Below are 24,296 nucleotides of genomic sequence, written 5' to 3' on the forward strand. Positions count from 1 at the left end.
CGCCCGGCATGGGCGCACTCTAATGGGTGAAAGTCCCTAAGCCGCCCGGTAGCGGGAAGGCTATAGCCAGAACCAAGGGTGTCCATCGTGAGATGGAATCTGAAGGAAGGTCGAGGCAAATCTCTGGTCTGACGAACAGAAATCACATAAGGCTAGTCATGGGGATAAGGCCGCCTAACAGGTTGAAGTCCCATAGCTACACGGAACCATGAATAGTAGATGTGGCAGACACATGGAGAGAAAGAGTGCGTTCTTACCCGGGGAGGCCTCATGGACATGATGGTGCCATATAGATTGGACATCATGGTTGAAATAAGATTTATCATGAGGAGTCAGCCGAGGCCATAGTACCTTATGGGCTATAGACCATGAGGAAAGGGCCGAATCCTAGGAGATGTTAGTTAATGAAAGTAACCAATCATGGAATGAAAGACAGAAAACTTCATCAAGAAGGCTGTCCACAAAAAGAGGTTGCGGAACAATCGGGATATGTGGAAGCGTCTGCCCATGCGAGGATTGCTGAACACAACGACATCATTGCAAGCTTGCCAGCGGACAGTCTGTTGAAGCAGATTTTATCACGAGACAACTTAAATGGTGCCTATAAGAAGGTAAAGTCTAATCGAGGAACCGGCGGGGTCGACAGGATGAGTGTAGATGAACTTCTACCCTACCTGCGGGAACATCGCCTGGACCTCCTTCAGCAAATACGGAATGGGAAATATAAGCCCCAGCCAGTCCGTCGGGTTGAAATACCCAAAGAGGAAAAAGGGAAATTCCGGAAATTAGGAATCCCTACGGTCGTAGACCGCATGATACAACAGGCGATTACGCAGGTTCTTGTGCCTATCTACGAGCCACAGTTTTCAGATAGCAGTTTCGGGTTCCGTCCCAAACGGGGCGCCCACGATGCGTTGAAACAATGCCAGGCCTATGCAGATGAGGGCTATGTCTACGTCGTAGACATGGACTTGGAGAAATTTTTCGACAATGTCTGCCAAAGCAAATTGATAGAAGTTCTGTCAAGGAGCGTAAAAGACGGCCGGGTCATCTCGCTGATACACCAATATCTCCATGCTGGTGTTATCCGGCATGGGATGTTCGAACGAAGTGAACAGGGGGTTCCCCAAGGAGGGCCATTGAGTCCGCTCTTGAGTAACATCATGCTGAATGAGCTGGATAAGGAGCTGGAACGGCGCGGACATAAATTTGTCCGCTATGCAGATGACTGCATGATACTCTGCAAAAGCAGAAGAAGTGCCGAAAGGACCTTGGAAAGCATCACTCGATATATTGAGAAGAAATTATTTCTCAAGGTGAATCGAAATAAGACGCACGTAGCCCACATCCGCTATGTTAAATATCTGGGATATGGCTTCTACCGAAAGAATGGAAAATGCCGACTCCGGGTGCATCCGAAATCCATTACTAAGATGAAAGACCGTTTGCGGTTTATATTGAAACGAAGCAATGGAAAAGGAAACGAAGTGAGAGCCCTTCTATTGAAACGATTCATAAAGGGATGGGTGAATTACTTTAAACTAGCGAATATGAAGGAACTGCTAATTCAAATTGACAGATGGATTCGACGCAAAATACGAACCATATACTGGAAACAATGGAAGAAGGTACGGACGAAACACCGGATGATAAGCCAATACGGCGCGCCCAAGTGGGTAGTGTTGGAAATGGCTAACTGCCGAAAAGGTCCGTGGCGAGCAGCGGCAATGCTGAACTCAGTTCTTACGAATAAAGAAATAGCCCGCCTTGGCTACATAACCATGACGAGCTATTACAAGCAAGTATGCGAAAACTAGGAAACCGCCGTGTACCGAACGGTACGCACGGTGGTGTGAGAGGTCGGGATTTCTACTCAGAAATCCCTCCTACTCGATTGGCTCGTGGCTAGCCCATTATTAGAATTGGCGTATCTCGTTTTCGTGAATATTTTCAGGACGGGCGCCTCACGTGGTCGGCCCTATAGGGCACGAACCACTATCATACTCACCTATTCCTAAAAGTTATTGGTAAAAGTTTCACAAATGTAGTATCCTGTACATGTGATTCGGGTTGGACGGAATCTTTTGGATCCGTACCGTATAAAATCCGGGTCATCAATCTATCATAATTTTATAGCATATCGCTTGGATCGAAAGACCGGGACGAATTCTTGTAAACGTAGGCTTTTTACGCGCATTCCCGGGTGGAGTGCGCTTTTTTTTGAGGGAGTTATCATGCGTTTAGGTATTATCGGCGCCGGCAGAGTCGGCGCTTCTTTTGTTTTAGCTTTTCCTTCTGCTGTGGAAGGCATCCTTTGTTCTACAGCAGAACATACACAGGAGCAGGCTGCCCGGCTCCATGCCACGGCCTATACTGATGGCGCTGACCTCATCCGGCACTGCGATGTCCTGCTGCTGACAGTGCGCGACGATGTCCTGGCTCCCGTGAGCCGTGAGCTGGCGGCTTCTTTGAAAGGGGAGCGCCAGTTGTCTGACCGCTGCGTATTCCATTGCAGCGGTGCTATGGATTTATCACCCCTCGAAGCGCTGGCTTCTTTGGGAATCCATACAGGGAGCATCCATCCGCTGCAAAGTTTTGCCGAACCGTCAGCGGAACGGCTGAAGGGGATTTACATGGCTGTCGACGGGGACGAACAGGCCCGGGGGGGTGCAGAAAACATCGTCCGTACCTTGGGAAGTACGCCTTTTTTCGTGCCGCCTGAAGAACGGATGCTCTACCATGCAGCAGCCTGTTTCTGTTCCAATTACGTCGTGACGGCCCTGGCCCTGGCTCAGCAGCTCATGCGACGCTGGACAGAGAGTGACGGCGATGCGGCAAAGGCACTCATGCCGCTCGTCGATGGGACTTTGCAGAATGTCCGGGAACGAAAGGTCTGGCGGACGGCCTTGACGGGACCTGTGTCCCGCGGTGATGCCGGTACTGTCGTCAAGCATTTGGCGGTCATGCCGGCTGAACTGATACATCCGTACTGCGCTTTTGGCCGTGCCGCCGCCGACTTAGCCTTAAAGAACGAAACGATTACAGCACAACAGCACGACGAGCTGACAAGAATCCTTGCGATGGCAGAAGGAGTCCATCATGAACAAAAAAGTAACCAATCTGACCATTAAGAAAATGAAACAAGAAGGCACGCCGATTTCCATGATTACCGCTTATGACTACATCATGGCTCAGAATGTCGATGAAGCCGGTATCGATATGATCCTCGTCGGCGATTCCCTGGGCAATGTCGTCATGGGCCATACATCGACGCTGCCGGTCACCATGGAAGATATGATCCATCACACGGCGGCTGTCGTCCGTGGTGTCAAACGGGCCCTGGTCGTCGGTGACATGCCTTTCATGAGTTATCAGGAAAGCACCCAGCAGGCCCTGCATAACGCCGGCCGCCTCATGAAAGAAACGGGCTGCGATGCCGTCAAGCTCGAAGGCGGCGCCAGTGTCTGCGAAGCTGTCAAAGCCATGACGACAGCCGGCATCCCCGTCGTCGGCCACATCGGCCTGACACCGCAGTCCGTCCATCAGCTCGGCGGCTTCCGCGTCCAGGGGAAGAACAGCGAAACGGCAAAGCAACTGATTGCCGATGCGTTGAAACTGGAGGCAGCCGGTGCCTTTGCTATCACCTTGGAATGTGTCCCGACGGATATCGCTACGGAAATCACCAAAGCCCTCCACACGGCAGCTACCATCGGCATCGGCGCCGGTAACGGTACGGATGGCCAGGTCCTGGTATGCACGGACCTCTTGGGCATGAGCAGCGGCTTCCGTCCGAAATTCGTCAAGACCTATGCCGACCTCCATCAGACCATCGTCGATGCCGTAGGCCAGTACATCCACGACGTCAAAGACCGCAGCTTCCCTGACGAAGCCCACGGCTTCGCCGTAGACCCGGAAGTCGTCAAAGCCATGAAAGAATAGGAAAGTATGCTATTCATTCATATAATGAAAACGACCTTTGCTATACAGTTATAAAACATAGCTAAATGGTATATTCCGTTTGACTTGCGTATATAATCATTGTACAATAAACTCAAGAAATGGAAACGAACAAAAGAGGTCGTATGTCCGAACGCACGCGTATCGCCGCCAGACATAGGGGGTACGCGGCGTTTTTTTCTTGACGGCCTGACATAGGAGGCTATGCTTCATGAAGCATGATCTACATGACGTGTGTACGCAGATACGGCGGGATACGGTGCGGTCTATTTACCGTGCCGGCTCTGGCCATCCCGGCAGCTCGCTGTCGGCTGTCGAAATTATGGCAACACTTTATTTTACCGATGTCTTTACGTGTTTTCCCGACAGGCCCCATGCGCCGGAACGGGATCGTTTTGTCTTATCGAAAGGCCATGCTGCGCCGGCTTATTACAGTATTTTAGCGCATAAAGGCTATTTTTCCCTGGCATTGCTCGATACGCTGCGGACTGTCGGCAGCGCGCTCCAGGGGCATCCCAACCTGGAAAAACTGCCTTGTCTCGACTGCGCTGTCGGCTCTCTGGGGCAGGGCCTGTCCATTGCCAACGGTATCGCCCTGGCCTTGAAGATACGCCACGAAATGCCGCAGGTCTTCTGTCTCATCGGCGATGGGGAACAGCAGGAAGGCCAGATTTGGGAAGCCGCGGCCTTTGCGTCCCAGCACCATTTGGACAATGTTTGTCTGATTGTGGACTGCAACGGCTTACAGCTCGTCGATTCCCTGGTATCGATTAAAAATATGGAACCCATGGACGCCAAGTGGGAAAGCTTTGGCTGGCATGTCCTCCGCGTCGACGGTCACGATACGGATGCCTTGTATGAGGCCTACAGTGCGGCGAAAACTTATGAAGGCAAGCCGACGGTCATCCTGGCCCATACCGTGAAGGGCAAAGGCGTATCGTATATGGAAAATCAGGCTCAATGGCATGGTGCGGCACCGGATGAAGCCCAGTACCGCCTGGCTATGGATGAATTGACAACGGAGGTGCCGTAATGGAACGAGTACCGATGCGCGACGGCTATGGGAAGGCCCTGTTGGAATTATGTCGTCTTCATGACGATGTCCTGGTCCTCGATGCGGACGTCGCTAAATCGACGCGGACCGAATGGATCCGCCATGAATATCCTGAAAAATATATCAATGTTGGTATTTCGGAACAAGACCTGGTCGGCACAGCGGCCGGTTTGTCTCTGACCGGTTTCGTACCTTTTGTTTCGACGTATGGCGTCTTTTTGACAGGCCGAGCCTGGGGGCAGATCCGCAATACCGTCTGCTATAATAACCTCAACGTCAAACTCGGCGGGGCCCATGCCGGCATTTCCGTCGGCCCTGACGGGGCTACGCATCAAGCTTTGGAAGATATCGCCCTCATGCGGGTCATCCCGCATATGATGGTCATTACGCCGTGTGACTGGTGGGAAACGTATAAGGCTACCCTGGCTGTCTACGACATCAAGGGACCGTCCTATGTCCGCTTCGGCCGCAATCCGGCGCCCGTCGTTACCGATAAGGATACGCCTTTTGACCTCTACAAGGCAGCCATTTTCCGGGATGGCCGCGACGTGACGCTCTTCGCCAACGGCCTCATGGTCCATGAAGCCTTGACGGCGGCTGACGAACTGGATCGCCAAGGCATTTCGGCCCGCGTCGTCAATATCCATACGGTGAAACCGCTGGATCTGGATACGGTCTGTACCTGTGCGGCCGAAACGGGGGCCGTCGTCGTCTGTGAAGAACACCAGATCATGGGCGGCCTGGGCGGCGCTATCTGCGAAGCCCTGGCTCAGCACTGCTGCGTCCCCGTAGAACTCGTCGGCATCCAGGACCGCTTCGGTGAATCAGGAAAACCGGACGATCTCCTGAAAGCCTATAATTTGTCGTCCAGTGACGTCATCCAGGCTGTCCACAAAGTGTTGAAGAGGAAGTGAAGTGGTTCGTGGCTCGTGATTCGCTAGCCACTAGCCACTAACTGCTAACCACTAAAAAAAGGCGCTGTCTTCATGCGACAGCGCCTTTTATCATGCCAAGTCCGTATAGGATTTTTCAATGTATGCAAAATCGGTAATTCGTTGTTCCTTTATCGTTAACTGATGTATAATAGGAATAACTACTTTTTGGAGGCGAGTTATCTTGTATACGAAAGCATTATTGACAGACCTGTACCAGTTGACGATGATGCAGGGCTTATTTTTTGAAGGCAAGCACGAACAACAATGCGTGTTTGACCGTTACTACCGGACCAATCCCTTCCAAGGGGGGTATACGGTCGTCGCCGGGCTGGAACATCTCATCGATTATGTACACAATATACATTTCAGTGAGGACGACCTGGCCTATTTGAAGAGTACGGGCTTCTTCCAGGACGAATTTCTCGAATACTTGAAGGACCTGCGCTTTACAGGTGACATTTATGCTATGCCTGAAGGAACAGTCGCTTTTCCGCAGGAAGTGCTCCTGCGCGTCCAGACGAAGAAAGACGAAGCGTTATTGTTAGAAACATGCATGTCCATGATCATGAACCATGAAAGCCTTATTGCCACCAAGGCTCGCCGCGTCCGGACGGTGGCTGGCAAGGATAATCTCATGGAATTTGGTCTGCGCCGGGCTCAGGGGAAATCGGCCGGCGTCTACGGTGCCCGGTCGGCTATGATCGGCGGATTTAACGGGACCAGCAACGTCCTGGCTGGGGCTAAGTTCGGCATGCCCGTTTTAGGGACGATGGCCCACAGCTGGATCATGAGCTTCTCGTCAGAACTGGAAGCTTTCCGCGCTTATGCCCGCCAGTATCCGAACAACCTCATTCTCCTGGCCGACACGTATAATACCCTGAAACAGGGGGTGCCAGATGCCATCACGATTTTCAAGGAAATGAAAGCGGCCGGCACCCTGCCTAAGGCTTATGGCATCCGCCTGGACAGCGGCGACCTGGCTTATTTGTCGAAAGAAGCCCATAAGATGTTTGCCGAAGCCGGCTTCCCCGATGCCATCATTGCTGCCTCCAATGACCTCGATGAAAACCTCATTTCCGAATTGAAAGCCCAGGGCTGTGTCATCAATTCCTGGGGCGTCGGCACGAATTTGATTACCGCTAAGGACAGCCCCTCCCTGGGAGGCGTCTTTAAACTCGTCGGCCAGTATGACGACGGGAAGTTCGTACCTAAAATCAAGATGAGCGATAATGTGGAAAAGATTTCCAATCCGGGCCTGAAGAACGTCCTGCGTATTTACGATAAAGAGACGGGCAAGATGAAGGCCGACATCATTATCCTCGAAGGCGAAAGCATCGACGAATCGAAGGACCTCCTCCTTCAGAGCGACAAAGCCCCGTGGCGTTCGCGGACCATTCCCGGCGGGACCTACCGCGTCCAGAAGATGCTCATCCCGATTTTCCAGAAAGGTGAACTGGTCTATCAGAAACCGGACCTCAAGGAAATCATGGCCTATGCCGACCAGCAGATCCAGACTTTATGGCCGGAATACCTGCGCCTGGTCAACCCGGAAGAAATGTGGGTCCAGCGCAGTACGAAGCTGTCGGCTTTGCGCGATAAAGTATTGAAAGAAGAATCAGCCCATTTCTTTTAGGAGATGATTGCATGAAAGGTGCCATCATTGGCGATATCGCCGGTTCTGTTTATGAATTTGATAAAACAGCAGATTCCTTAGATTTCCCTTTATTTACCAGGGCCAGCCGCTTTACCGACGATACGGTGACGACTGTAGCCGTAGCGGCGGCTTTGATGGAGGGGAAGGCTTCTCACTGTGGCTATGTCGGGCCGCTGCGGAGACAGCTCCGCTACTGGTGCCGGAAATATCCCAATGCCGGTTTCGGCGGCATGTTCCGCCGCTGGTTCCTGGCCGACGAAGCGCCGGCTTATGGAAGTTATGGCAATGGGGCAGCAATGCGCGTCAGCCCGGCCGGTTGGGTAGCCGCTTCCCTTGATGAAGCGCAGGAACTGGCTGAACTGACGGCCGTCGTCAGCCATGACCATCCGCAGGCCATCAAGGGGGCCGTCGCCGTCGCCTCGGCCATTTTCCTGGCCCGGCAGGGGAAGGGGAAAGCGGAGATTGCCGCGTATCTCCGAAAGTATTTCTATGATTTGTCCCAAACCCTGGCTCAGATCCGTCCGTCTTATGGCTTTACCTGTACGACGGACGACAGTGTGCCTGAAGCTATCGAATGTTTCCTGGAAGGGATGGATTATGAAGATACGATTCGCAAGGCCATCTGGCTCAATGGCGATACGGATACGCAGGCAGCCATTGCCGGCAGTATCGCCGAAGCCTATTATGGCGTGCCTCAGGCGTTATGGCAGCAGGCGCTGCCTTATGTCGATGACGAAGAAATGAAGGGCGTCATCCGGCAATTCTATCAAGATTATATTGGTTCGAGGGGGAACTCTTTTTGATTTCAACAGAGACAGGCAAGAAATATGAAAAACTCCAGCAGATTTTAAAGGATATGGGCAGCGTCGTCATCGGTTTTTCCGGCGGCGTCGACAGCACGTTCCTGACCTATGCAGCGCACCAGGCCCTGGGAGACCGCGTCCTGGCCGTGACGGCTGTTTCGGCAACCCTGCCGGGCAGTGAAGCGGCTGACGCCAAAGCCATGGCTAAGGTCATCGGCGTCGAGCACCGTCTGGTCCATTCGACGGAATTCGAAGATACGGAATTCATCAAGAATCCGCCAGACCGCTGCTATATCTGCAAAAAGATACGCTTTACCTCACTGGTGGAGCTGGCCAAGGCCGAAGGCTATCAGTGGGTTGTCGATGGGGGGAATGTCGACGACCTCGGCGATTATCGTCCCGGCATGAAGGCATTGCAAGAATTGTCTGACTTCGTCCGCAGCCCGATGATCGAAGCGGGGTTAGCCAAAGCGGATATCCGGGCCTTATCGAAGGAATTCGGCCTCCAGACCTGGAATAAACAGAGTGCGGCCTGCCTGGCCAGCCGTATTCCCTACGGTGTGGAACTGACGCCGCACCGCCTGGCCCAGATCGATGCAGCCGAAGCGGCGGTAGCTCCTTATATCCAGGGGTCTCTGCGCGTCCGGTATCACGGGGATGTAGCCCGCATCGAAGTGGCTGTCGATGAAATCCCGTCGATCCTGGCTCATCGCCAGGAAATCGTCCGGGCCATCAAAGATACGGGCTTTACCTACGTCACCCTCGATTTGGGCGGCTATGAAATGGGGAGCTTGAACGACGTGATCAATACGGATGAGGAAGTAAAATAATATGGCTATTTCTAAGAAAGTAAAAGATGAAATGTTACAGCGTTTTCAGGACCAGTACGGTATCATGAAGCCGGCCCTGCATTATAACTCGCCCTTTGAACTGATGATTGCCGTCATCTTGTCGGCCCAGTGTACGGATGAGCGGGTCAATATCGTGACGGCTGGCATGTTCCCGGAATATAATACGCCGGAAAAGATGCTGACTTTAGGGTTGGAAGGCCTGGAAGAAAAGATACGGACTTGCGGCCTCTATCACAGCAAGGCCAAGAATATCCTGGCTAATTGTGCCATCCTCTGTGAGAAATACCACGGCGAAGTGCCCCAGACCTTCGATGAACTGGTGAAGCTGCCTGGCGTCGGCCGCAAGACGGCCAATGTCCTGGTCAGTATCTTGTTCGATACGCCGGCCATTGCCGTCGATACCCACGTGTTCCGCGTATCCAACCGCCTGCAGCTGGCGGAAGGCAAGACGCCGCTGGAAGTCGAAAAGGGACTGCAGAAGGCTATTCCCAAGGAATGGTGGAGCCGGGCCCATCATTGGCTCATTTGGCATGGCCGCCGGGTCTGCAAAGCCCGTAAGCCCTTGTGTGACAACTGCTTTTTAGCCGATCTTTGTCCGAGTTGTCAGAAATAAAATAAAATCATTGACAAGTAATTAAAAATTTAATAAAATATTACCAATACAGACAAAATTTCATAAGTAATATCAAGAGCAGCTGAGGGACGGGCCCGATGACGCTGCGGCAACCTGCCAGCGGTAAGGTGCCAATTCCTACAGGCTATTCCTGAAAGATATCGTTATGACTGAGGCGCAGCTTGGAGGCAGCGCCTCTTTTCTTTTGGCGTATTACGTACTTATTTTCACATTTATTCTTAGGGGGTATCTTCATGAACAACAATTCTTCTGGCGGCAAGGCCATCCGGGGACTGGATGTGCTCATCCTGGGGTTTGCCTTCTTCGCTACCTATTTCGGTGCAGGCAACTTGATTTTCCCGCCTCAGCTCGGCTTGAACAGCGGCAGTGATTTCCTGTCCGGCTTGGCTGGTTTGACGCTGTCCGGTATTTTCCTGCCGATTTTTACACTCATCATCATAGGCCTCAACGGCGACGTCCATGCCATTACCGGACGGGTAGGGAAGAATACGTATAATATCCTTTTGGCAGCACTCATGCTGGTCTGTACCTTCGTATCCATTCCCCGTACCTGCGCGACGGCCATCCAGCTCGGTATTCAGGGCAACCTGCCGTCGGCACCGTTCGTCCCGCTGGTCATCGTTTATTTCGTCATCAGCTTCTTCTTCGTCGCTGACCAGAATAACGTCATGGACCGCATGGGCAAATACCTGACGCCCCTCCTGGCCCTGATCCTGGTCATCGTCGCCTTTGCCGGTATCTTCAATCCCTTGGGGACGCCCGTCGATCCGGCTGTGGATCATCCCTTCGTCAACGCCTTCCTTGGCGGCTATAACACGGGCGACGTCCTGGTCAGCTTTATCATGGCTGCTGTCTTCATCAGTTCCATTTACGGCAAAGGCTATACGACTGTCGGCCAGCGCAATAAAGTCCTCATCTACTGCGGCATCGTTTCCTTCATCCTGCTGCTCATCATCTACGGCAGCCTGCTCTACATGGGTGCCTGCGTCAGCGGCGATTATGCCCAGACCATCGGCCGTGCGGAACTCCTGGTCGCCATTATCCAGCGCGTCGGCACGTGGGTCATGGTTCCCATGGGCATAGCCGTCGTCCTGGCCTGCCTGACGACGGCCATCGGTCAGGTTGCGGCTGTAGCTGAGTTCACCAGCACGGCTACGGGCAAACGCGTCAGCTACAAACAAGTGGCTGTCGTCTGCTGCATCTTGTCGGCCCTGACGGCCCTCCTCGGCGTCGACGGTATCGTCACCTACATCGGCTGGATCTTCGGTGTCTGCTACCCGCCGTGCCTGGCCCTCCTGATCCTGGGCATCATCGGTCGCTTCATGCCCAATAACGGCGCCTACAAGGGCTCGGTATACCTGGTCACGCTCTTTGCTCTCCTGGAATCCCTGCCGGGCCTGAGCAGCCTGGGCTTTGCTAAGGCCATCGTTACGGCTACGCCCCTGTCGACCTACGGTTTCGGCTGGATCGTGCCCTTCATCATCGGACTCATCGGCGGTTCCCTCATCGGCCACTTCGTCTCCAGCAAAGAACCGGTAGAAGCCGAAGCGAAATAACACTAACCACTAACCACTATCCACTAAAAATAGACTGCCTTTTGGGCAGTCTATTTTTCTGACTTGCATAATCGAGGACTTCTCTCTATAATTAAAGAATAATCTCGAGTAAAAGGGGGTAGTTTCATGGATTTGAAGAAATTATACATCAATGGTCAGTGGGTGGCACCTTTATCCGGCCAATATATCGAGGTCGAGAATCCGGCGGATAAGAGCGTCTTTGCTACGGTCGCTGCGGCCGGTGCCGATGATGTTGCTGCGGCTGCCAAGGCCGCGGCCATGGCTTTCTCGGCCTGGTCGGCTATGCCGCTGGAAGACCGCATCACGTATATGAAAAATTTGCTGGTCCAGATGATTAAACTGGAACCGCAGCTCGTCGACGCTGTCGTCAAGGAATTAGGGGCACCGGTGGCCTTTGCCCGGACTAACCATATCGGCTACCAGTTCGTGCGGACCCAGTCGTATATCGACTTGGCACCAGAATTGCCACTGGTCGAACATTTATCTCAATCCGTCGTCTATCGTCGGCCTTTAGGCGTTATCGGCTGCATCACCCCTTGGAATTATCCTTTAGGCCAGATTATCCAGAAAGTCGTCCCAGCTCTGCTCGTCGGAGCGACGGTCGTCCTCAAGCCGAGCCAGCACACGCCGGTGACGGCGTACTATCTGGCCGAAGCCTTTGACCGGGCCGGTTTCCCAAAAGGTGTCTTCAACCTCGTCGCCGGCCGGGGCAGCCAGGTCGGCAATGCCATCTGTGATGACCCGAATATCGCCATGGTTTCTTTTACCGGCTCGACGGCAGCTGGCATCAAGGTCTCCCAACGCGCCTTGGGCTCTATGAAGCGCATCAGCATGGAATTGGGTGGCAAGTCGCCTTTCATCCTCTTGAAAGGGGCGGACTATGAAAAAGCCATCCGCCAGTGCTTCAATTCTATTTTCCTCAATAGCGGCCAGACCTGTACAGCCTTGTCACGTCTAATCATCCCTCGGGAAGAAAAGGGCAAGATTGAACAGCTCATGCTGAAGATACTGCCGGAATACACGGTCGGCGACCCGTCCCTGGAAACGACGAAAATCGGCCCTGTCGTTTCGTATGACCAGTGGCAGACCGTCGATACATACATCGCCAAAGGCATGGAAGAAGGGGCAACCCTCTTGGCCGGCAGCCGTCCGGAAGCTCCGGAAAAAGGCTACTATGTCAAGCCTGTCATCTTTACGGATGTGACCAACGATATGACCATTGCCCGTGAAGAGATTTTCGGGCCTGTCCTCTGCGTCATTACCTATGATACGGTTGAGGAAGCCCTGGCCATTGCCAACGATACGCCGTATGGCCTCAATGCGGCCGTCTGGGGCCCGGATAAAGCCGAAGCTTCCAAAGTGGCAGCGGCTATCCTGTCGGGCAATGTCTACGTCAACGACAGCCCGCGTGACGTCACAGCGCCTTTCGGCGGTTTCAAGGACAGCGGAATCGGCCGTGAAGGCGGCAAGGATGGGATGCTGGAATTTACAGAACCTCAGGCCATTTTTAATGCATAATCAGTTACAGGAGGAGTTTTAGCGTTATGAATTTTGATGAAGAAGCCATGAAAATCCGCCGCGGCAAACACGGCATTATTGAAACAATCCCCCGGGAAGTCCTCAAGACCCACGACGACCTGAGTATCCTTTATACGCCGGGCGTTGCCCAGCCGTGCCGGGAAATCACGAAAGATCCGGACCTGTCTTTTGACCTGACCTGCCGCGGCAACATGATTGCTGTCGTATCCGATGGGACCCGTGTCCTCGGCCTGGGCGACATCGGGCCGGAAGCGGCCATGCCGGTCATGGAAGGGAAATCGGTCCTGTTCAAGGTCTTTGGCGGTGTCAATGCTGTCCCTATCTGCCTGGATACGAAGGACCCGAAGAAATTTATCGAAACGGTGAAACGCCTGCAGCCGTCTTTTGCCGGCATCAACCTGGAAGACATTGCTTCGCCGAAGTGCTATGAAATTGAACAGACCTTGAAGAAGGAAATGGACATCCCCGTCTTCCATGACGACCAGCACGGTACGGCCATTGCCGCCCTGGCCGGCGTCATCGGTGCTTTCCGCTATGTCCATAAGGACTTGAAGACGGCCCGCATCGTCATCAACGGCGCCGGTGCAGCCGGTGCCTCCATCGGCCGCCTCCTGGTCCGCGCCGGTGCCCGGAACGTCACTATGGTCGACCGTCCGGGGATTCTCTATGATGGCATGGAAGGCCTCAATCCTGTCCAGGCTGAACTGGCTTCCCTGACCAATCCGTCCCATGCCCATGGGACCCTGGCCGATGCCGTCAAAGGCGCCGACCTCCTCCTCGGCGTATCGGCCCCGCATATCTTTACTAAGGAAATCATCCAGTCCATGGCTGACGATGCCGTCGTCTTCGCCATGGCCAACCCCATTCCGGAAACAGACTATGCTTCCGCTAAGGCAGCCGGTGCCAAAGTCGTCGGCACCGGCCGGTCGGATGCACCGAACCAGATCAACAACGTCATGGTCTTCCCGGGCATTTTCCGCGGCGCCCTGGCCGTCCGGGCCCGCAGCATCAACGAAGACATGAAACTGGCTGCGTCCTATGCCATCGCCTCTCTGGTCAGTGATGACGAACTGGCCGAAGACCATGTCATTCCCGACGCCTTCGATAAACGCGTCGCTCCGGCCGTCGCCGCCGCTGTCGCCAAAGCTGCCATGGACAGCGGCGTCGCCCGCATCACCCGCGACCCGGAAGACATCCGCCAGGAAGCAGCAGAAACTATCGACAAACTCCACGCCATGCTCGACTTGATCCATGGATAAGGAATAGTGGCTAGTGGTTAGTGGCTCGTTGTTAGAGAGTGGCTGAAATCTTAAATCTTGAAGGGACTTACTACATGTTGGTGTGGTAGGTCCTTTTTATATGGGTATAAAACATATTGTAAGTTGTAAAATATTGTAAATTATAATATGAAAAATTTTTCTTGATTCGTCAAGCAGATATACTCTATAATGGACACAGAATCATTACTAGGAGGTTTTTTTATGAAGAATTTTGCACATCGCGGATTTAGCGGCAAATATCCGGAAAATACGATGCTCGCTTTCCGCAAGGCATTAGAATGTGGTGCCGATGGAATTGAAATGGATGTACAGCTGACGAAAGATGGTGAGCTCGTGGTCATCCATGATGAACGGGTCGACAGGACGACGAATGGCACGGGCAATGTCCGCGATTATACGCTGGAAGAATTGCAGAAACTCGATGCTTCGTATATCTATTCAGAAGAAGTAGGCTTTCAGACCATTCCGACTTTTGACGAATATTGCCGATGGGTAGCTGGGACGCCCTTGGTGACGAACATTGAATTGAAGACAGGTGTCTATCCTTATCCAGGGATTGAAGCTAAAGTATGGCCTGTGTTGCAACGCTATCATTTAGAAGATAAAGTCATCATTTCGAGTTTCAATCATGAAAGTGTTCTGCGTATGAAAGCCTTGGCACCTGATTTAAAATATGGCTTGTTGACGGAAACGTGGCTCATCAATCCTGGGGCCTATACAGAAGGTGTTGGAGTTCAATGTTATCATCCGTATTATGGCAGTTTGACAGCAGAAACGGTGGCCGAAGTCAAGGCACATCATATTGAAATCAATACGTTTACTGTCAATGACGAAGAAAGTGTAAGGCAGCTGCGTGATTATGGTGTCGATTGCGTCATTGGCAATTTCCCGGATATGGTGAAGCGCGTCTTGGAAGGAGTATGACATGGAAAATTTAGAGGCGATTGTACAATTGATTGACTCCTGGCTATGGGGAAGATGGCTGGTTTTTGTTTTGCTGGCCTTAGGGGTTTTATATACTGTTTCTAACGGATTTATCCAGATTCGCCATTTTGGTTTCATTATTCGCCGGACCCTCATCGATTCTTATAAGTCCCGTCATGAAGATAAAGGGAATGGATCTATTTCCACTTTCAAAGCGATGATGGTCACACTGGCGGGCAATGTTGGCGGCGGCAACGTTGTCGGGGTCGCCACGGCTATTTTGTCTGGTGGCATGGGAGCCGTTTTCTGGATGTGGGTAGCTGCCTTTTTCGGCATGGCCTTGAAATATGGTGAAATCGTCTTGTCCCAGATGTATCGCGGCAAAGATGAAAACGGTAACCTTCTCAGCGGTCCTATGTACTATATCCGCGATGGCCTTAAAATGCCCTGGCTCGGCGTCGTCATTGCCGTGCTGATGTGTACGAAAATGATGGGGGCTAACTTGGTACAGTCCAATACGATTTCAGGCATCCTTTATTCGAATTACGGCGTCCCGACGTACATGACCGGTGTCGTCCTCATCATCCTGCTTTTATGCATCACTCTGGGCGGCTTGAAACGTCTGGCTAATCTGGCCATGAACCTCGTTCCGGCTATGTCCATCTTTTATATCGTCATCGGTGTATTAGTTGTCCTGCTGAATATTCAACAGCTGCCGCATGTATTTGTTGAAATCTTTACTCAGGCCTGGTCTTTTGATTCTGTAGCTGGCGGTACTGGCGGCTATGTTATTGCTAAAGCCATGCAGTACGGGATTGCCCGCGGCATGTACTCCAATGAAGCTGGGGAAGGGACCGCTCCGTTTGCTCATGGCTGCTCGATTGTACCGCATCCCGTCGATGAAGGAATTACGGGGGTTGCTGAAGTCTTTCTTGATACCATTGTCATTTGCAGCATTACGGCTTTTGTAGTCGGCGTCACTGATATGCAGCATTCCGGCAATTCGGCAACAGTATTGGCTCTCAACGCTTTTGGAACCGTCTGGGAACCGTTGAAACACGCAGGCACATTGGCTCTGCTCATCTTCTGCTTTACGACCTTGATGGGGCAGTGGTGGAACGCCGCCAAGAGCTTTACGTATGCCTTCGGCAATAAAGTAACGAATGTCGTCAAATACATTTTTCCTTTCTTGTGTCTCGTCGGCTCCTTAGGAAAAATCAATCTCGTCTGGGGCATCCAGGACGTAGCGATGGGCTTAGTCGTCATCCCTAACATGATTGCCCTGCTCATTCTCTTCCCGCAGGTACGGGCTAAGACAAAGGAATATTTCAGTGATCCGAAATACTACGACCATAAATAGCGGATATCACAGGCAGTTTTGTCTATCCCATCGTAATTTGTAAGGTAGCGTTGAAGTTAAATTTAAAGCCATCCGCTAACCAATTAAAAAAGTTTTTGTTCGTAGTTTATCGTTCATCGCGATGGATGGATATTTTTAATCCCATACGACAAACGATGAACGACCTACGATCAACGTAAAAAGAGGCTGTCTTTTGCGGCAGTCTCTTTTTTACATCTTACGCTGTCTTGACAGTAGTATTGTCAAATCTTTACCGATACGGTATAATAGGGTAAACAAAAAACGGGTTGTCCTGTCCCGGGGTGAGCCGTTATGTACTTTGAACAAGAGAGGTTGTCACATAAAGAGTCGTCTTTGTGGGGCAACCTTTTCCCTGAAAGGATGAAGTTTTGTGTATATCGAAGATGAGATTGCAGCGCTGAAGAAAGAGAAGCAGGCGATTATCCTTGCTCATTATTATGTTCCTGATGAAGTGCAGGAATATGCCGATTTTGTCGGCGATTCTTTTGGTCTGGCCAAGAAGGCGATTGAAACGGATGCCAAGATCATTGTCTTTGCCGGTGTCGATTTCATGGGCGAAAGTGCCAAGATGCTGAACCCTGAGAAGAAAGTTATCATGCCGGATGCGACGGCCAGCTGCCCCATGGCCCATATGGCTGATGTGGAGACGATTGAAAAGGTCCGTTCCCAGTATGATGACCTGGCCGTCGTTTGCTATGTCAACTCTACGGCAGCTGTCAAGGCCGTATCCGATGTATGTGTTACTTCGTCTAATGCCGTCAAGATCGTCAGGAAGCTGCCGAATAAGCATATTTTCTTTACGCCCGACAAGAATCTGGGTCACTACGTTTCGACACAGGTCCCGGATAAGCATTTTATCCTCAACAACGGTTTCTGCCCGCGCCACGATACGGTCGATCCGGCTTATGTGAAGAAGGTCCAGGCTGCTCATCCCCAGGCCCTGTTCCTGGCCCATCCGGAATGTCGTAAAGAAGTGCTGGCCCTGGCCGATTATGTCGGCAGTACGTCGGGAATCATCGATTATGCCGGGAAGTCCGACGCCAAGGAATTTATCATCGGTACGGAAGGCGGCGTCTTTTATGAATTAGAGACGCGCAATCCCGATAAGACTTTTTATCCGGCTATGGAAGATGCGTACTGCATCAATATGAAAAAGGTCACCTTAGAAAAAGTCCGCGACTGCCTGCGCGATGAAACGAATGAAGTCCACGTCGATCCGGCCGTCGCTAGTAAAGCCGTCCGTTCATTGGAACGGATGCTGGAATTAGCCAAATAGAAGAAGGTATATGTCATGGAAACAGAAAAAACAGATATTGTCATCGTCGGTACCGGTGCCAGCGGCCTCTTTGCCGCCCTGCACCTGCCGCAGGATAAACAAATCCTCATGATCACCAAAGATGAAGTGGAAAATAGCGATTCTTTTTTAGCCCAAGGGGGCATCTGCGTCCTTCACGATAAGGACGACTACGACAGCTTCATGGAAGATACGCTCAAAGCCGGTCATTATGAAAACCGCCGCGAATCGGTGGATATCATGATTCGCTCGTCGCGGCCGGTCATCGACGAACTCATCGGCTACGGCGTCGATTTTGCCCGCAAGGCCGACGGTTCGCTCGACTACACGCGGGAAGGCTGCCATTCGCGGGCCCGCATCTTGTTCCATGAAGATATTACGGGCAAGGAAATCACCAGCCATCTCTTAGCCGCTGTCCGTCAATTGCCCAATGTGACCATTCGCGATTTCACGACTATGGTTGACATCGTCACCGACGGAAACCGTTGCCTGGGCATCATCGCCCGCGATAGCCAAGGCCAGTACCGGGCCATCCAGGCCGATGAAACGATCCTGGCCAGCGGCGGTGTCGGCGGCTTGTACGACCATTCGACGAATTTCCCCCATCTTACAGGCGATGCCCTGGCTATTGCCATGCGCCACGGCGTCGAACTGGAACACATCGACTACGTCCAGATCCATCCGACGTCGCTTTATTCTAAGAAACCTGGCCGGAGCTTCCTCATTTCCGAATCGGTCCGCGGCGAAGGAGCCAAACTGCGCGGTAAAGATGGACAGCGTTTTGCCAATGAAGTCCTGCCCCGCGATTTGATGACGGCAGAAATCCGCAAACAGATGAAGAAAGATGACCGTCCTTTTGTCTGGCTCGATATGACCGTTCTCGGCGAAGACGTCATTAAGCATCATTTCCCACATATCTATGAACGCTGCCTGGAAGACGGCATCGATGCGACCAAAGACTGGGTCCCGGTCACGCCGGCCCAGCACTACTTCATGGGCGGCATCCACGTCGATAAGTACAGCCAGACGACGATGGACCACCTCTATGCCGTCGGCGAAACGAGCTGCAACGGCGTCCACGGCCGTAACCGCCTGGCCAGCAATTCCCTCTTGGAAAGCTTGGTCTTCGGCAAGCGCGCAGCCCAGCATATCGCCGAAATGGATAAGCAGCCTAAGCAGATTGTCAGTGAATCCGATTTCACCCAAGCTTGTGCATCGTCAGAAGCCTTTATCCGCAGCCATGAAGATACACTGGCTGAAGAATACCGCCACCAGGTCTTAGATGAAATGGAAAGGGAGCGTGAATGTGATGAACAGCGTAACCATGAAATTGCAGGCTGACCCATTGATTTTGCAGGCCCTTCAGGAAGACATTACGAGTGAAGACGTGACGACTAATGCCATTTTGCCGAAAGACTGTCAGGGTGAAGCGGAGCTCCTGTGCAAACAAGATGGCATCATTGCCGGCCTCGATGTCTTTGCCCGGGCCTTTACGCTGTTGGATGACAAGGTGTGGTTTGAATTCTTTACGAAAGACGGCGATGAAGTCCACAAAGGCCAGAAGCTGGCTAAAGTTGTCGGCAGTATGCAGGCCATCTTATCGGCCGAACGGGTAGGACTCAACTATTTGCAGCGCATGAGCGGCATAGCGACTTATACCCATCAGGTCGTATCCCTGCTGGAAGGAACTGGGATTACCCTCGTCGATACGCGCAAGACGACGCCGAATATGCGGGTCTTTGAAAAATATGCTGTCACGGTTGGCGGCGGTAAGAATCATCGCTATAACCTGTCCGACGGCGTCCTCCTCAAGGACAATCACATCAGCGCTGCCGGTGGCGTAGCCAAGGCCGTTGCCTTGGCCAAAGCTTATGCGCCTTTTGTCCGTAAAATCGAAGTCGAAACGGAAACGTTGGACATGGTCCGCGAAGCCGTCGAAGCCGGCGCCGACATCATCATGCTGGATAATATGAGCCACGACATGATGAGAGAAGCGATAGCCCTCATCGACGGCCGGGCTGAAACGGAATGTTCCGGCAACGTGACCAAAGAAAATATTGCCGCCTTGGCCGATATCGGCGTCGATTACATCTCTAGTGGCGCCTTGACCCATTCCGCGCCTATCCTGGACTTATCCCTGAAACACCTTCATCGGATATAGTGGCCCGTAGTTCGTGATTCGCAGTTCATGGCTCGTAGGGGCGACCACGTGGAACACCGTTTTGTTGCTTGTTGCAATACATTAGTCCCTTGACAAGGGATGAAATAGCGATATAATAGAATCAAAGAAAAGACAACGATGTCATGATTGATGTCGTTGTCTTTTCTGTTTTTGGTATTATCCGATCTTGAGAGGGGGCCTTCACATGTATGTATGGCGAATGGAAAAGATTATGGCAGAAAATTTCCGCGAATGGAAAATGCTGCAGCAGTGTCAACTACTCCCGACTAAAGTCGGGAGCTTGTAAGTCGGAACTACATAGGTACTAACGACATCTAAAAGATGTCTTCCTAAATCCGCCTACATCATCGGGGGGGCTGACAACACCCGCTTTGCTAAGGAGTTTACTCCGAAGCAGTTGTTATTCTTTCATAACGAGGATGGTTATCTCCGGAAATCCACATAGTTCCGAGGAGCTGAATATTCATAGCTCCGATACGGTCATCGTTAGATCTGTAACCACACTGGCAACGATATAAGTGTTTGTGATGGTCACGGTTTTCTTTGTGGATAGTACCGCATTTGGGACAACGTTGAGAGGTATACTTAGCAGATACCTTCAGAACTTCGGAACGATTTTCATGAGCCTTATAGGTCAGGAATTGCTCCAACTGATAGAACGCCCAGCTGCGCAGGTCGTAATTTTGTTTAGCCGTTTTTGAAAGATGGGACTCTTCGAAGCTAACACCGGTCAGATCTTCAAGCACAAACAGCGTATCTTTGCCGTATTTTTCAACGAGTGTCTTAGAAATCTGATGGTTTACATCAGACATCCAACGGTTCTCTCGTCCAGAAATGGCTTTGAGTCTACGCTTTGCTGATTTTGTACCTTTAGACTGGAGCTGACGGCGGACTTCCTGAAATTTATGGCGTTTAGTAGCCATCTTCTTACCAGAGACGAATTCAGTTTTGCCCTGTTCGTCGTAACTAACAGTAAGAAAACGTAATCCGCGGTCAATACCGACAACATGACGGACGTTTTCTTTCTGAAAATCTTCGACAGCTTGGGTTACGGGAATGTGGAGATACCATAACCCTTTGAGTTCGACCAGTTTTGCTGTTCCAAGGTCATAAGCGCCATCAAGGTATTCAGCGAAATGTTCGCCCTCAAAAGTGCATTTGGTTCTTTTGCCGAGTGTATTGATAGATAGGATTTGACCATCATCAACGAAACTGTAATCTCGGTTACGGACCAAATCAGCTTGCGGACGAGTAAAGAATATCGGCTTCCAAAGCCATTCCAATGTCTTGGTAATGCGTTGCCAGTTGCCATTCTCATCCTTATATCTGTAAGGATTTTGGAAGAGCTGTTGTTTTACCGTTTTATATCTGGCAATCGTCGTCTTGATAGAAGACTGGGCTAGCTGCGATTTCAGACCGAACTGGCTGCGCAGGTCACTGTACAGCTCTCTGTTGAGACTTTGGTAGGTCATGTTAAATCGGTGGTCGAATATGTACTGCGACACGAAGTTACAAGCCTGACGGTATTGTTCAGTCATCTGACGGAACAGCGTCTCTTGTTCGGGAGTAGCGTGTATACGAAGTTTTATTGTTTTAGTTAGGTTAGACATTTTTTCACCTGCCTTTCTAAAATCTATACTACTTCATCAAAATTATTATATCATAATTTTTTTGCTAAAAGTCTATTATTTATTATTGAAAGGAGGGGAGGTGCGGCTCCTCTCATGACTAAAGTCACGAGTCTCCGCCGCACCATAGTGATGAAAAGTATCAGAAAGGACGCCAAGCTGTTCAGCCTAAGAAAGAGAACCTGCGTCTCCGCGGCGGTGCCCATTCTGAAACGTGATGAAACTTAGAGAACACGTGTTTGACAAAAAGCCTCTGGATTTCTATACTAGTAGTTAATAGTGTAGAAAGAAAGAGGCTTATTTATATGGATATAAAGAAAGAACATTGGAGCCCGCTGCTCCTCGACTGGTTTGCCGCCCATGGCCGGGACCTGCCCTGGCGCGATGAAACGCCGCGGGATCCGTATAAGGTCTGGGTCTCGGAAATCATGCTGCAGCAGACGAAAGTCGAAACAGTCCGCCCCTATTATGACAGCTGGATGGACCATTTTCCGACCATCTCCGCCTTGGCGGCGGCTTCTCAAGATGAAGTCCTGCGGCAGTGGCAGGGCTTGGGCTACTACTCGCGGGCCCGCCATCTCCACCAGGCCGTCCAGGAAGTACAGGCCAAATACGGCGGCCACGTGCCGGAAAATAAAAAAGACGTGCAATCCTTGAAAGGCGTTGGTGATTATACAGCCGGCGCTATTTTAAGCCTGGCTTATGGACAGAAAGAACCGGCTGTCGATGGCAACGTCCTGCGCATCTTTGCCCGCCTTTATGATATTGAAGAAAATATCTTGTCGACACCGGTCAAGAAGAAAGTCACAGCTCTCGTCGCAGAGCAACTTCCGGACGAAGCGCCTGGAGCCTTTAACGAAGCTCTCATGGACTTAGGAGCTATGATCTGCATCCCTAAGCATCCCCGCTGTCCCTACTGTCCTTTACAAGAGCTCTGCCTGGCTCATCGGGCTGGGAAAGAATGTGAGCTGCCCATCCGCCTGGTCAAGAAGAAATCGCCTGTCGAAGATATTACTGTCGTCGTCGTCCGTAAGGGGAAACAGTGGCTCGTTCATCGCCGGCCGCCGACGGGCCTGCTGGCGTCGATGTGGGAATTTCCTAATGCCCAGGGGAAAGGGGAGGAAGGCCTGCATGCTGTCGGTCAGCTCTTGGCGCAGAAAGGACTGACCCTGGCTGCCGATGACCAGTCCATAGGCTCTCTGAAGAGCGTCTTTTCGCATAAGACCTGGCAGATGACGATTTATGAAGGTCGCATCACCCAGGGAAAACTCGAAGAAGAGGAGGATTGGCAGTGGATCGACTGTAAAGCTTATGCGTCCTTGCCCTGGGCCGGGCCGCATGGCAAGATTACTGCCATGGTATAATTGATGAAAGGGCTTTTTTTTATTAATTTCATGGTCATTACGTCCTGTATCTGCGTCGTCTCGGCCCTGTTATGGGATTATGTCGTCCGAACGGGCCATCGCTGGCTGCTGCTCCTGGTGGCCTTGCTGCTGGCTGTCTTGTCGGCCTTCGGCCTCTATCACTATGAAGACCTCTTTCCCGGCCTCGTCGCTTCTGGCTGGGATGGCTTATACGACCGCAAGGCCATGGCCGGCCTGATTTGGCTGTTGGCCTGTCTCCTGGCTTTTCCCTGCCTGGCCGTCGTTGCCATAGCCCGATTCTTCTGTCGTCCCAGGCGCCGCCGGCGACGGCGGCAGCGGCGGGCGTCCGGCGTGACACGGCGGGCTTTCCTCAAAGGCTTGGCCGCCCTGGTCCCGGCAGTGGCTCTGGCTACCAGCGGGGCCGGCAATCTCTTAGGCGAACGCGATTTAGACACGACGTATCACGTCTTGAAATACAAAAATCTGCCAGATTATCTCGACGGCTATAAAATCGGTCAGCTGTCAGACCTGCACATGGGGCTCTTCTTCAGTCCCCGGAGACTGCAGGAAGCTTTGGATGCCGTAGCTGCCCAGGGCGTGAACCGTTTAGAAATCACAGGCGACTTCATTGATGAATTGGCCCTTTTGCCGAAAGCCAGGGCCATCCTTGAAGCCAATGTCCATCGCTTTCCCGACGGCATCGACTTTTGTTACGGCAACCATGAGTATTACCGCGATTTCAATGCCATCACGGCCATGCTCGAAGCGACGCCGGTGCGGGTACTGCGCAATTCCTCTTTTCAGGCCAGCCGTGGCTGCGGTCAGGGCTTGAAAGGGCGTAATGGCCGCGACGGCCGGTCTTTTTATATTGCGGCTGCTGATTATAGTTTTGCCAAAGGCGACGAGGCCTTTGCCAAAGAACGGGAACAGTACGTCCGGGAAACCCTGGCCAAAGTGCCGGAAGACGCTTTTGTCGTCCTGCTGGCCCACCATTCGGCCTTTATCGATGAGGGCTTTGCCCACCACATCCCCTTGACCTTATGCGGCCATACGCACGGTGCCCAGTTCGCGCCCATTGCGCCGCTGGTTTCGGCCTTGGGCTTCAAATACCTCCGCGGCCTGTTCCAGAAAGGCGAGTGCAAGGGCTATGTCAACCGCGGTACGGGCCACTGGCTGCCTTTCCGCGTCCTCTGTTCACGAGAAGCCAGTGTCTTTGAATTACGAAAACAAGCGTAAAGG

20 protein-coding genes and 1 riboswitch are annotated in these 24,296 nt (G+C 52.1%); of the genes, 19 read left to right on the plus strand and 1 reads right to left on the minus strand.

All coding sequences use genetic code 11. The features are described from left to right. Positions 1-425: 425 nt before the first annotated feature. The 17 genes from ltrA to nadC all read left to right on the plus strand — a co-directional run bounded on the left by ltrA (position 426) and on the right by nadC (position 20,044). Positions 426-1,817 carry a group II intron reverse transcriptase/maturase gene (gene ltrA / locus C6362_RS08325; protein WP_255411282.1) on the plus strand — a complete coding sequence of 464 codons (1,392 nt, stop codon included), beginning with the start codon at positions 426-428 and terminating at the stop codon, positions 1,815-1,817. 417 nt (positions 1,818-2,234) lie between these two features. Next, positions 2,235-3,131, plus strand: a complete 897-nt coding sequence (locus C6362_RS08330) for a Rossmann-like and DUF2520 domain-containing protein (protein ID WP_014017105.1) — start codon at positions 2,235-2,237, stop codon at positions 3,129-3,131. Then, a complete protein-coding gene (gene panB, locus C6362_RS08335) occupies positions 3,100-3,939 on the plus strand; it encodes a 3-methyl-2-oxobutanoate hydroxymethyltransferase (protein WP_014017104.1) in 840 nt (279 codons plus the stop codon). Before C6362_RS08330 ends, panB begins: the two co-directional genes overlap by 32 nt. Before the next feature lie 229 nt (positions 3,940-4,168). Continuing rightward, positions 4,169-4,990: a transketolase gene (locus C6362_RS08340; protein ID WP_014017103.1), complete on the plus strand. Its 822-nt coding sequence runs from the start codon at positions 4,169-4,171 to the stop codon at positions 4,988-4,990. Then, positions 4,990-5,925 carry a transketolase family protein gene (locus tag C6362_RS08345; protein ID WP_014017102.1) on the plus strand — a complete coding sequence of 312 codons (936 nt, stop codon included), beginning with the start codon at positions 4,990-4,992 and terminating at the stop codon, positions 5,923-5,925. Before C6362_RS08340 ends, C6362_RS08345 begins: the two co-directional genes overlap by 1 nt. Before the next feature lie 202 nt (positions 5,926-6,127). Continuing rightward, positions 6,128-7,579 (plus strand): nicotinate phosphoribosyltransferase, encoded by a 1,452-nt coding sequence (locus C6362_RS08350; RefSeq protein ID WP_014017101.1) that lies wholly within the window; start codon positions 6,128-6,130, stop codon positions 7,577-7,579. 11 nt (positions 7,580-7,590) lie between these two features. Further along, a complete protein-coding gene (locus tag C6362_RS08355) occupies positions 7,591-8,403 on the plus strand; it encodes an ADP-ribosylglycohydrolase family protein (RefSeq protein WP_014017100.1) in 813 nt (270 codons plus the stop codon). After that, entirely contained in the window at positions 8,400-9,233 is an 834-nt protein-coding gene (gene larE / locus C6362_RS08360; protein ID WP_014017099.1) for an ATP-dependent sacrificial sulfur transferase LarE, read from the plus strand. The genes C6362_RS08355 and larE overlap by 4 nt, the downstream gene beginning before the upstream one ends. A gap of 1 nt (position 9,234) precedes the next feature. Continuing rightward, on the plus strand, positions 9,235-9,867 hold the full coding sequence (gene nth / locus C6362_RS08365; RefSeq protein WP_014017098.1) for an endonuclease III: 633 nt from the start codon (positions 9,235-9,237) through the stop codon (positions 9,865-9,867). A gap of 66 nt (positions 9,868-9,933) precedes the next feature. Beyond that, a riboswitch (SAM riboswitch) is annotated at positions 9,934-10,032 on the plus strand. Positions 10,033-10,121: 89 nt separating this feature from the next. Continuing rightward, positions 10,122-11,444, plus strand: coding sequence for a branched-chain amino acid transport system II carrier protein (locus C6362_RS08370; protein WP_014017097.1), 1,323 nt, complete (start codon positions 10,122-10,124; stop codon positions 11,442-11,444). Positions 11,445-11,570: 126 nt separating this feature from the next. After that, entirely contained in the window at positions 11,571-12,983 is a 1,413-nt protein-coding gene (locus tag C6362_RS08375) for an aldehyde dehydrogenase family protein (RefSeq protein ID WP_014017096.1), read from the plus strand. A gap of 26 nt (positions 12,984-13,009) precedes the next feature. Continuing rightward, positions 13,010-14,263 (plus strand): NAD(P)-dependent malic enzyme, encoded by a 1,254-nt coding sequence (locus C6362_RS08380; protein ID WP_014017095.1) that lies wholly within the window; start codon positions 13,010-13,012, stop codon positions 14,261-14,263. Positions 14,264-14,485: 222 nt separating this feature from the next. Continuing rightward, complete coding sequence (locus tag C6362_RS08385) at positions 14,486-15,208, plus strand: glycerophosphodiester phosphodiesterase (protein ID WP_014017094.1); 723 nt, start codon at positions 14,486-14,488, stop codon at positions 15,206-15,208. A gap of 1 nt (position 15,209) precedes the next feature. Next, complete coding sequence (locus tag C6362_RS08390; RefSeq protein WP_014017093.1) at positions 15,210-16,568, plus strand: alanine/glycine:cation symporter family protein; 1,359 nt, start codon at positions 15,210-15,212, stop codon at positions 16,566-16,568. Between the two features lie 391 nt (positions 16,569-16,959). Continuing rightward, the gene (nadA, locus tag C6362_RS08395) at positions 16,960-17,865 is read left to right on the plus strand and encodes a quinolinate synthase NadA (RefSeq protein ID WP_014017092.1); all 906 of its coding nucleotides are present in this window, start codon (positions 16,960-16,962) and stop codon (positions 17,863-17,865) included. A gap of 15 nt (positions 17,866-17,880) precedes the next feature. Then, the gene (locus C6362_RS08400) at positions 17,881-19,224 is read left to right on the plus strand and encodes an L-aspartate oxidase (protein ID WP_014017091.1); all 1,344 of its coding nucleotides are present in this window, start codon (positions 17,881-17,883) and stop codon (positions 19,222-19,224) included. Further along, entirely contained in the window at positions 19,193-20,044 is an 852-nt protein-coding gene (gene nadC / locus C6362_RS08405) for a carboxylating nicotinate-nucleotide diphosphorylase (protein ID WP_014017090.1), read from the plus strand. The genes C6362_RS08400 and nadC overlap by 32 nt, the downstream gene beginning before the upstream one ends. Positions 20,045-20,448: 404 nt before the next feature. Here nadC and C6362_RS08410 read toward each other — a convergent pair whose 3' ends face one another. Next, complete coding sequence (locus C6362_RS08410; protein WP_106699295.1) at positions 20,449-21,675, minus strand: RNA-guided endonuclease TnpB family protein; 1,227 nt, start codon at positions 21,673-21,675, stop codon at positions 20,449-20,451. Between the two features lie 323 nt (positions 21,676-21,998). On the opposite strand from C6362_RS08410, the gene mutY reads away from it, so the two are divergent. Beyond that, the gene (gene mutY / locus C6362_RS08415) at positions 21,999-23,057 is read left to right on the plus strand and encodes an A/G-specific adenine glycosylase (protein WP_014017086.1); all 1,059 of its coding nucleotides are present in this window, start codon (positions 21,999-22,001) and stop codon (positions 23,055-23,057) included. Between the two features lie 3 nt (positions 23,058-23,060). Next, a complete protein-coding gene (locus tag C6362_RS08420; protein WP_041647330.1) occupies positions 23,061-24,293 on the plus strand; it encodes a metallophosphoesterase in 1,233 nt (410 codons plus the stop codon). The last annotated feature ends 3 nt before the right edge of the window (positions 24,294-24,296 follow it).

The sequence above is a fragment of the Megasphaera elsdenii DSM 20460 genome (genome assembly GCF_003010495.1).
GTDB lineage: Bacteria > Bacillota > Negativicutes > Veillonellales > Megasphaeraceae > Megasphaera > Megasphaera elsdenii.